Raw genomic sequence first — 10,319 nt, forward strand, 5'->3', positions numbered from 1 at the left:
TTCGCTCGTGGTGCAGTGTCCATTAAAGCGATGTTCTCGGTGTAAAAATCTGACGAATCACTTGGCGGAACATGCTGGCAATCAAGATTGGCCAGCCATCAGCAATTTTTAACCTTTGTTCGACAGTCTGTCCGTGCAGTGTAAGCACCGCCAGGGCAGCCTGACATTTGAACGCCGATCAAGGATAGACCATGAGCCTTCCCCTGCTGGCCGAGCTGCCGGCTGTCCTCCTGCCGTTGGTCACTCGCGCGGGCCAGTCCTGGCGTACCGCTCTCGATTCCCTGGCAGATAAAGCCAGGCATCAATTTCAGGCCTGGCCGGAGGCGCGGCTGTCGGCGTTTGATCGTGTGTGTGCGGCCAGCGATTTCGTTGCTGATCAGGTTTCACGCGATCCGCTGATGCTGCTCGATCTCGCTGAATCCGGTGAGCTGGAGCGTAGTTTTGCGCCCGGCGAGCTGCTTGGGCACATTGCCAATGCAGTCATTCAGGCTGCCAGCGACGATGAGCTGGGGCGTAATCTACGTCGTCAACGCACGCGCCAGCAAGTGCGAATTATCTGGCGGGATCTGACCCGACAGGCCGATCTGGTGGAAACCTGCCGTGATCTCTCGGACATGGCAGATGGCTGCATCGATCTGGCTTACAAGTGGCTGTACGAGCGGCATTGCCAGCAGTTCGGCACGCCGACCGGCCGTCGGACTGGCGAACCGCAACAGATGGTTATCCTCGGCATGGGCAAGCTGGGCGCCGTCGAGCTGAACCTATCGTCCGACATCGACCTCATCTTTGCCTACCCCGAAGGTGGCGAAACCCAAGGCGTCAAACGCCCGCTCGACAATCAGGAGTTTTTCATCCGCCTGGGTCAGCGATTGATCAAGGCGCTGGACCCGGTCACCGTCGACGGCTTCGTTTTCCGCGTCGACATGCGTCTGCGCCCGTATGGGTCTTCCGGTGCATTGGTGCTCAGCTTTAACGCGCTGGAGCAGTACTACCAGGATCAGGGCCGCGACTGGGAGCGCTACGCCATGATCAAGGCGCGGGTGGTGGGCGGTGATCAGGAGAAGGGCAGCGAGTTGCTCGACATGCTGCGGCCGTTCGTCTATCGCCGCTATCTGGACTTCTCGGCCATTGAAGCGCTGCGCACCATGAAGCAGTTGATCCAGCAGGAAGTCCGGCGCAAGGGCATGGCCGATAACATCAAGCTGGGGGCGGGCGGCATTCGCGAAGTGGAGTTCATCGCCCAGGCGTTTCAACTGATCCACGGCGGGCGCGATTTGAGTCTGCAGCAACGGCCGTTGCTCAAGGTGCTGAAAACCCTCGAGGGCCAAGGCTATTTGCCCGCTGCGGTCATTGATGAGCTGCGCGAGGGCTATCAGTTCCTGCGCTATACCGAGCACGCCATTCAGGCGATCGCCGATCGGCAAACGCAAATGCTCCCCGACGACCCGCAGGATAAAGCCCGCATCGCCTTCATGATGGGCTTTGCCGATTGGGCGAGCTTTCATGAGCAGTTGATGCATTGGCGCGAGCGGGTCGGGTGGCACTTCCGGCAGGTCATCGCCGACCCCGACGAGGAAGAAGGCCAGGAGGACCATGGCGAAGAAATCGTCGGCGGCGAGTGGCTGCCGCTGTGGGAAGAGTCGCAAAACGAAGAAAGCGCCTGCCTCCAGCTCCAGGAGGGCGGATTCGCCGACGCGCAAAAGGCCCTGAAAAATCTGAGCAACCTGCGCAACAGTTCGCAGCTGCGTTCGATGCAGCGTCTGGGCCGCGAACGGCTTGATGCCTTTATTCCGCGCCTGCTCGCCCAGGCGGTCGAGCACGACAATCCCGACCTGGTGCTGGAACGCGTGCTGCCCCTGGTGGAAGCGGTGGCGCGTCGCTCGGCGTATCTGGTGTTGCTCACCGAGAACCCGGGCGCGCTGCGTCGATTGCTGACCCTGTGCGCGGCCAGCCCTTGGATTGCCGAGCAGATCGCCCGCTTCCCGTTGTTGCTCGATGAGCTGCTGAACGAAGGTCGGCTGTTCAGCCCGCCCCAGGCGCCCGAACTCGCTGCCGAGCTGCGCGAGCGTCTGACGCGCATTCCCGAGGACGATCTCGAACAGCAAATGGAAGCGCTGCGACATTTCAAACTGGCACACCGTCTGCGGGTTGCCGCTTCTGAAATCACCGGCAGCCTGCCGCTCATGAAAGTCAGTGATTACCTGACCTGGCTGGCCGAGGCGATTCTGGAGCAAGTGCTGGCGCTCGCCTGGCGCCACACCGTTGCCCGTCATGGTGCACCGCGTCGACCGGATGGCACATTGTGTGATCCCGGTTTTGTCATCGTCGGCTACGGCAAGGTCGGCGGCATCGAGCTGGGGCACGGCTCGGATCTGGACCTGGTGTTCATCCACGATGGCGATCCCCAGGCTGAAACCGACGGCGCCAAGCCGATCGATGGCGCGCAGTTCTTCACCCGGCTCGGTCAGCGAATCATTCATTTGATCACCACCCAGACCAACTCGGGCCAGTTGTACGAGGTCGACATGCGGTTGCGTCCTTCTGGCGCGGCGGGGTTACTGGTGAGTTCGCTCGGTGCGTTTTCCCGCTATCAGGAGAACGAGGCCTGGACGTGGGAGCATCAGGCGTTGGTGCGCGCGCGGGTGCTGGTAGGCAGCACCGATGTCGGCCGGCAGTTTCAGGCCGTACGCGCTTCGGTACTGGGCCGCGAGCGTGATCTGCAGAAACTGCGTCAGGAAGTCAGCGAGATGCGCGCCAAGATGCGCGACAACCTCGGCACCCGCACAACGGCGGCAGGCAAGGGGGCGAATGCCTTCGAACCGACGGCGCGGTTCGATCTCAAGCAGGACGCCGGAGGTATCGTCGATATTGAATTTATGGTGCAATACGCGGCCCTGGCGTGGTCCAGAGAGCATCCCGCGCTGCTTCGTTACACCGATAACATCCGTATTCTCGAAGGCCTTGAAGAGGCGGGTCTGATGGCCGCCGCCGATGCCGGTCTGCTGCGTGAGGCTTACAAGGCCTACCGCTCGGCCGCTCATCGACAGGCGTTGCAGAACGATCCGGGTGTTGTGGCTGGCGACCAGTTCGCCACCGAACGGCGCGAAGTGATGCGGATCTGGGGGCAGTTGGGGCTTAGTTGATTGCTGGCAGGGTTCGGATCTAACGGATCTATATAAAGCTATGACAGGGAGGCGTCAGGCGGCGTGTGCATGCATCACGCTGTTTGGTGGGCCTCCCTGCTCGTTTCTGGTCGTTTTTGGAAGAGCATGAGAATTCTGATCGTAGGGCCCAGCTGGGTCGGTGACATGGTGATGGCGCAGACGCTGTTCCAGTGCATGAAGCAGCGTCACCCGCAGTGCGAGATCGATGTGCTGGCGCCCGAGTGGAGCCGGCCGATCCTCGAACGCATGCCTGAAGTGCGCACGGCCTTGAGCTTCCCGCTCGGCCATGGCGCGCTGGAGCTGGCCACGCGTCGGCGCATCGGCAAATCCCTCAAGGGTCAGTACGATCAGGCGATTCTGCTGCCCAACTCGCTGAAGTCGGCGCTGGTGCCGTTCTTCGCCGGTATTCCCAAACGCACCGGCTGGCGTGGCGAATTTCGCTATGGCCTGCTCAACGACGTGCGCACCCTCGACAAACAGCGTTATCCGCTGATGATCGAGCGCTTCATGGCGCTGGCTTACGACAAAGGCGCCGAGCTGCCGCGCCCGTATCCCAAGCCCAGCCTGCAAATCGAAACCGCCAGCCGCGACGCGGCGTTGGGCAAGTTCGGTCTGAGCCTTGATCGGCCGGTGCTCGCGCTGTGCCCGGGCGCCGAGTTCGGTGAATCCAAGCGCTGGCCGTCCGAGCATTACGCCATGGTCGCCGAAGCGAAGATCCGTGAAGGCTGGCAAGTCTGGCTGTTCGGCTCGAAGAACGACCATGCAGTGGGTGAAAGCATCCGCGAGCGGCTGATTCCAGGCCTGCGCGAAGAGTCCATGAACCTCAGCGGCGGCACCTCACTGGCTGAGGCCATTGATCTGCTGTCCTGCGCGGACGCCGTGGTCTCCAACGATTCCGGGCTGATGCACGTGGCCGCTGCGCTGAATCGCCCGCTGGTGGCGGTGTACGGCTCGACCTCGCCGGGGTTCACGCCGCCGCTGGCCGATGAAGTCGAGATCGTCCGCCTCGGCATCGAGTGCAGCCCGTGCTTCGACCGCACCTGCCGCTTCGGCCATTACAACTGCCTGCGATTGCTGGAGCCGGATTCGGTGATCCAGGCCCTCGGCCGTATTGGCGCCGCCCCGGTCGAGGTCGCCTGACTTGCGGGTACTGCTGATCAAAACCTCGTCACTGGGCGACGTGATCCACACCCTGCCCGCGCTGACCGACGCCATGGGCGCGCTGCCGGGCATCCAGTTCGACTGGGTGGTGGAAGAGGGCTTCGCCGAGATTCCGACCTGGCATCCGGCGGTCGCCAACGTGATCCCGGTGGCCATCCGTCGCTGGCGCAAGAACCTCTGGCAGACCCTCAAAAATGGCGAATGGCGCCAGTTCAAGCGGCGCCTGCGCGACACCCGCTACGATCTGGTGATCGACGCCCAGGGCCTGCTGAAAAGCGCCTGGCTGACCCGCTACGTCAAGGCGCCCATTGCCGGGCTGGACAAGACTTCCGCGCGCGAGCCCATGGCCGCTCGTTTCTATGATCGCCCCCATGCCGTTGCCCGCGGCCAGCATGCGGTCGAGCGTTTGCGTCAGCTGTTCGCCCAGGCGCTGGGGTATCAGGTGCCTGCGGGGCTGGGTAATTACGGCCTTGATCGCAGCCACCTGCTCACCGCCACAAACGACGCGCCCTTTGTGCTGTTTCTCCATGGCACCACGTGGGACACCAAGCACTGGCCCGAGCTGTATTGGCGGCAATTGGCCGAACGCATGATAGGCCAGGGGTTTGAAGTGCGGCTGCCGTGGGGCAATCCGGCCGAGAAGGCACGGGCCGAGCGCATTGCCGATGGCCTTGATAATGCCGTCGTGTTGCCCAAACTCAATCTGGCAGGCGTTGCACGCGTATTGGCGAGCGCTCAAGGCTGCGTCGCGGTGGACACCGGTCTCGGTCATCTCGCCGCCGCGCTGGACGTGCCGACGCTGTCGCTGTTCGGCCCGACCAATCCGGGCCTGACCGGCGCGTACGGCCGGTCGCAGGTTCATCTGGCGGCCGATTACCCCGCCTGCGCGCCGTGCCTGCAAAAGAAATGCACCTACCGACCGACGCCTGAAGATCAGCGTCAGGTCGATACCGAGCGCGAGTGGCCCATGTGCTTTACTCGCTTGAATCCCGAGCGGGTAGCGAACCAGTTAGGCGCGCTATTGCTGGCAAAGGAACATCCCTGATGCAACTGGCATTCGTGCTTTATAAATACTTCCCGTTCGGCGGCCTGCAGCGTGACTTCATGCGCATCGCCCTGGAGTGTCAGCAGCGCGGCCATAAAATCCGCGTCTACACGCTGATCTGGGAGGGTGACGTACCGCCTGGCTTCGAAGTGCTGGTGGCGCCGGTCAAGGCGATCTTCAATCACCGCCGCAACGAAAAGCTCACCGACTGGATGAACGCCGACCTGGCCAAGCGTCCCGTGGACCGGCTGATCGGCTTCAACAAGATGCCCGGCCTGGACGTGTATTACGCCGCCGACGGCTGCTACGAAGACAAAGCGCAGAACCTGCGCCACGGCCTGTACAAATATTGGGGCCGCTATCGTCACTTCGCCGACTACGAGCGCGCAGTGTTCGCTAAAGACGCGAAGACCGAAGTCCTGATGATTTCCGAAGTGCAGCAGCCGCTGTTCGTCAAGCATTACGACACGCCGCTTGAGCGCTTTCACCTGCTGCCGCCGGGGATCTCCCTGGATCGCCGCGCGCCGGCCAATGCGGCCGAGATTCGCACCGAGTTCCGTCGCGAATTCAAGCTCGCCGACGATGACTTGCTGCTTGTGCAGATCGGCTCCGGCTTCAAGACCAAGGGTGTGGATCGAACCCTCAAGGCACTCGCGGCGCTGCCTGCTGAATTGAAAAAACGCACACGCCTGTTTGTAATCGGCCAGGACGACCCCAAGGTATTCCAGCTGCAGAGCACGGCGCTGGGCCTCGATGATCACGTCACCTTCATGAAGGGACGCAGCGACATCCCGCGTTTTCTGTTGGGCGCCGACCTGTTGATACATCCGGCGTACAACGAAAACACCGGCACCGTGCTGCTTGAAGCGCTGGTGGCAGGACTCCCGGTGCTGGTCAGTGCGGTGTGCGGCTACGCCCATTACATCGCCGAAGCCGACAGCGGTCTGGTGCTTGATGAGCCGTTCAACCAGAACCAGCTCAACCAGTACCTGGCCCGCATGCTCAGGGACGACGCCGCGCGCAGCACCTGGAGCCGCAACGGGCTGACATTCGCCGACACGGCTGATCTTTACAGCATGCCGCAGCACGCTGCGGATGTGATTCTGGCGGAGCACCACAGATGAAACTGATCCTTGCTGAACCCTTCAAGCGCCTCTGGGCGGGGCGCGATGCGTTCGAGGCCGTTGAGGCGCTGCAAGGCCAGGTCTATCGCGAACTCGAGAACCGGCGGACGCTGCGCACCGAAGTCGACGGGCGCGGTTATTTCGTCAAGATCCATCGCGGCATTGGCTGGGGTGAAGTGGCGAAAAACCTGCTGACCGCCAAATTGCCGGTGCTCGGCGCGGGGCAGGAGTGGGACGCGGTCAACCGTCTGCATGAAGTCGGCGTCCCGACCATGACTGCCGTGGCCTACGGCGAGCGCGGCAATAATCCGGCCATGCAGCACTCGTTCATCATCACCGAAGAGCTGGCGCCGACCGAGAGCCTGGAAGACGTCAGCCTGAACTGGCGCAACGAGCCGCCCGAACCCCGCATGAAGCGCGCGTACATCGCTGAAGTGGCGCGGCTGGTCGGGATGATGCACCGCGCCGGGGTCAACCACCGCGACTGCTACATCTGCCATTTTCTGCTGCACACCGACAAGCCGGTCACACCTGAAGATTTCAAGCTTTCGGTGATCGACCTGCACCGCGCCCAGACGCGCCCGGCGATTACCCAACGCTGGCGCAACAAGGACCTGGCCGCGCTGTATTTCTCGGCGATGGACATCGGCCTGACCCGGCGCGACAAACTGCGGTTTCTCAAGGGCTATTTCCAGCAGCCGCTGCGGCAGATCCTGGCGCAGGAATCGGCGCTGTTGAGCTGGCTCGAAGGCAAGGCCGAGAAGCTCTATCAGCGCAAATTGCGCTACGGGGACGCGCTCTGATGGCGGGCTGGAAGCTGGAGTCTGGCTACGCCGCGCTGACGGAAGACTTCGGTACCCTCGACGCGGTGTTCGCCCTCAAAGGCGAGCGCCTGACCCGGGACCCACTGTCCGAAGTCATCCGCGTCGAACGCGGTGGCGTGAACTACTACGTCAAGCGCTACGTAGCGGCCGGCAAGGGTTTGCGTCGTTATTTGGGGCGCCCACGGGTCAAGTCCGAATGGCAGAATCTCAAGCGTTTCGCCAAGTGGGGCATACCGACGGCAGAAGTCGTCGCCTGGGGGCTGGAGCGTAACGGCGCTGCGTATGATCGCGGCGCGTTGATCACCCGCGAACTGCCGCGCACCGAAGACCTGTCGGAACTGGCACGGGCCAACGACACGCGCCTGGACAGCCGCGCGTGGGTCAACGGCGTCAGCCAGCAGGTCGCGCGCTACACCCGGACCATGCACGATCATCACTTCACCCATAACGATCTGAAGTGGCGCAACTTGCTGGTGGACGATCAGGCGACGGTGTTCCTGATCGACTGCCCCAACGGCGCGTTCTGGGTCAGCTTCATGCTGCGCTACCGGATCACCAAGGACCTCGCCTGCCTGGACAAGGTCGCCAAATATCACCTGTCGGCCACCCAGCGCCTGCGGTTCTACCTGCAATACCGTGGTCGTGAACGCTTGAATGATTCTGACAAGAAGCGCATCCGCCACATCGTCAGTTTTTTTGAGGGTCGCGAATGAGTGTTTTCATTGCTGACGCCGACCGGGGCCTGCTGGAGCGGCACGGTCTGGCGGACTTCGATGCGTTGTGGAACGTCGAGCTCGACGCGGTGGATGAGCCAAATACCGGTCGCGGCGGCTGGAGCAGTGTGTTTCGCCTGGAGCTGGAAGGCTCCGGTTATTACCTCAAGCGCCAGAGCAATTACCTGACGTACACCCTGCATCACCCGTTTGGCGAGCCGTCGTTTTCCCGGGAGTTTCGCAACATCAGCCTGTATCAGAAGCTGGGCATTCCCGCGCTGCATGCGGTGTTTTACGCGGACCGAAAAGTCGACGGCGAGCGCCGCGCGATTCTGATGACCCGCGCGCTGGATGGCTGGACCGATCTGGACACGCTGTTGCAGGACTGGCACGAGCGGCCGGCGACCGAGCGTCTGGCGATTCTGCAGGCGTGCGGGCAACTGGCGCGCACGCTGCACAAGGCCGGGCAGGTGCATGGCTGTTTCTACCCCAAGCATATTTTCATGCGGGCGCGCGGCGGAAAGTATCTGGCCCAGCTGATCGACCTTGAGAAGACGCGCAAGTCGATCTTCGGCCAACGCGACCGGGTCAAGGACATCGAGCCCTTGCTGCGCCGCGCACCGGTCTGGAACGAAACGGAAATCCGTGAGCTGCTTGCAACGTATCTGTACGCCCCGACCGACAGCGGGCTGGTCGACGCCTGGTGGCAGCGTGTCGCCAAACGGGGCAGTCACAAGCGCCGGGATCGGTGATTTCTGGTTTTTGATGCACACGAGATTTACTGCCTGTCAGATCTGCGATCTGGATTTGGGCTTGATCAAAGAGGGCGCCGATGCGTTTGTCTGAACTGAAAAACGCCGGTCGCACCCCGGCGCTGCCGATGAACATTGCGCTGGAGGATGCGGCCGGCCCTGCCGAGCTGCAATTGCTCAGCCTGCTGCGCGTCCTGCCCGGTCAGCGGTACGTCGGCGCCGGCATCTGGCGTGGGCGGACGGTGCTGGCGAAGCTTCTGGTCGGTCCGAAAGCCCCTCGACATTTCCAGCGAGAACGCGACGGCGTACAGGCGCTGGCGAAGCAAGGCCTGCCAACGCCGTTGCTGTTGGCCGACGGGCTGCAGGAAGGCGAGGGCGGCTGGTTGCTGTTCGAGTTTCTGGATCAGGCCGAAAGCCTGGGCGATGCCTGGAAGTCGGTGGAGGAGCTACCGCCGCTGGCCGATGAACAGCAGTCAGTGCTCGGCGATGCGCTGTCCGCTGTGGGCCAGATGCACGCCAAAGGCCTGTGGCAGGAAGACCTGCATCTGGACAACCTCCTGCGTCAGGGCTCCACGTTGTATCTGATCGATGGCGCGGGCATTCGCGTCGAAGAAGCGGGCAAGCCGCTGTCCCGTCAGAAAGTGCTGGAAAACCTCGGCGTGTTCTTCGCCCAGTTGCCCAAGTCGCTGGAGCCGTTCACCGAAGAATTACTCGTCTATTACCTGCTGAGCAACGGCGAGCACGGCTTGCCGGTCGAAGCGCTGCAAAAGCAGATCGACAAGGTGCGCAGTTGGCGCTTGCGGGATTACCTGATCAAGATCGGCCGCGAATGCAGCCTGTTCAGCGTCCAAGACGGGCCGTTTGCCCTGCGTGCGATTCGTCGCGAGGAAGTCGCCGGAATGCTGCCGGTACTGGAACAGGCCGACGCGCTGGTCGATGGCGGTCATCTGTACAAGACCGGTGGTGCGGCCAGCGTCGCCAAGGTAGACGTCGCCGGCCGCGAACTGGTGATCAAGCGCTACAACATCAAGAACCTGGCCCACTGGCTCAAGCGCTTTTGGCGTCCGTCCCGTGCCTGGCACTCGTGGCGCGAAGGCAATCGGTTGCGGTTCCTCGGCATCGCAACGCCCACACCGCTGGCGCTGCTGGAAAAACGCTTCATGTGGCTGCGCCTTGAAGCGTATCTGGTCACCGAGTTCCTGCCGGGGCCCGACATCATTGAGCGCTTCGCGCCCTATGTAGCGTCTGGCGATGCGCCGGAAGCTGAGTTGCAGGCGCTGGACAATCTGTTTGCGCAGATGATCGGCGAGCGCATCAGCCACGGCGATCTCAAAGGCCACAACGTGTTCTGGCACAACGAACGCTGGTCGCTCATCGATCTGGACGCCATGTGTCAGCACAGTTCCCAGAGCTCGTTCGCGGCGGCGTTCGCTAGAGATCGCGCACGCTTCATGCGCAACTGGCCAGCCGACAGCGCGCTGCACCAGTTGCTGGAACAGCGCATCCCGACTGTTTCAAAAACGCTGGAGTGACCCG

Annotated in this window: 8 protein-coding genes; all 8 read left to right on the forward strand. The window is 62.5% G+C overall.

Translation table 11 applies throughout. The features are described from left to right. The first annotated feature begins 191 nt into the window (after positions 1-191). On the forward strand, positions 192-3,143 hold the full coding sequence (glnE, locus tag FX982_RS09815; protein WP_172610495.1) for a bifunctional [glutamate--ammonia ligase]-adenylyl-L-tyrosine phosphorylase/[glutamate--ammonia-ligase] adenylyltransferase: 2,952 nt from the start codon (positions 192-194) through the stop codon (positions 3,141-3,143). A gap of 126 nt (positions 3,144-3,269) precedes the next feature. Further along, positions 3,270-4,304, forward strand: a complete 1,035-nt coding sequence (gene waaF / locus FX982_RS09820; RefSeq protein ID WP_172610496.1) for a lipopolysaccharide heptosyltransferase II — start codon at positions 3,270-3,272, stop codon at positions 4,302-4,304. Between the two features lies 1 nt (position 4,305). After that, positions 4,306-5,370, forward strand: a complete 1,065-nt coding sequence (gene waaC, locus FX982_RS09825; RefSeq protein WP_172610497.1) for a lipopolysaccharide heptosyltransferase I — start codon at positions 4,306-4,308, stop codon at positions 5,368-5,370. Beyond that, the gene (locus FX982_RS09830) at positions 5,370-6,494 is read left to right on the forward strand and encodes a glycosyltransferase family 4 protein (protein ID WP_172610498.1); all 1,125 of its coding nucleotides are present in this window, start codon (positions 5,370-5,372) and stop codon (positions 6,492-6,494) included. The genes waaC and FX982_RS09830 overlap by 1 nt, the downstream gene beginning before the upstream one ends. Beyond that, a complete protein-coding gene (rfaP, locus tag FX982_RS09835; protein WP_172610499.1) occupies positions 6,491-7,297 on the forward strand; it encodes a lipopolysaccharide core heptose(I) kinase RfaP in 807 nt (268 codons plus the stop codon). Before FX982_RS09830 ends, rfaP begins: the two co-directional genes overlap by 4 nt. Continuing rightward, positions 7,297-8,031 carry a lipopolysaccharide kinase InaA family protein gene (locus FX982_RS09840; RefSeq protein WP_122625592.1) on the forward strand — a complete coding sequence of 245 codons (735 nt, stop codon included), beginning with the start codon at positions 7,297-7,299 and terminating at the stop codon, positions 8,029-8,031. Before rfaP ends, FX982_RS09840 begins: the two co-directional genes overlap by 1 nt. Then, complete coding sequence (locus FX982_RS09845) at positions 8,028-8,783, forward strand: lipopolysaccharide kinase InaA family protein (protein ID WP_172610500.1); 756 nt, start codon at positions 8,028-8,030, stop codon at positions 8,781-8,783. Before FX982_RS09840 ends, FX982_RS09845 begins: the two co-directional genes overlap by 4 nt. An 80-nt stretch (positions 8,784-8,863) precedes the next feature. Continuing rightward, positions 8,864-10,315 (forward strand): lipopolysaccharide kinase InaA family protein, encoded by a 1,452-nt coding sequence (locus FX982_RS09850; protein ID WP_172610501.1) that lies wholly within the window; start codon positions 8,864-8,866, stop codon positions 10,313-10,315. Positions 10,316-10,319 lie beyond the last annotated feature (4 nt).

Origin of the sequence: Pseudomonas graminis (assembly GCF_013201545.1) — a bacterium.
GTDB lineage: Bacteria > Pseudomonadota > Gammaproteobacteria > Pseudomonadales > Pseudomonadaceae > Aquipseudomonas.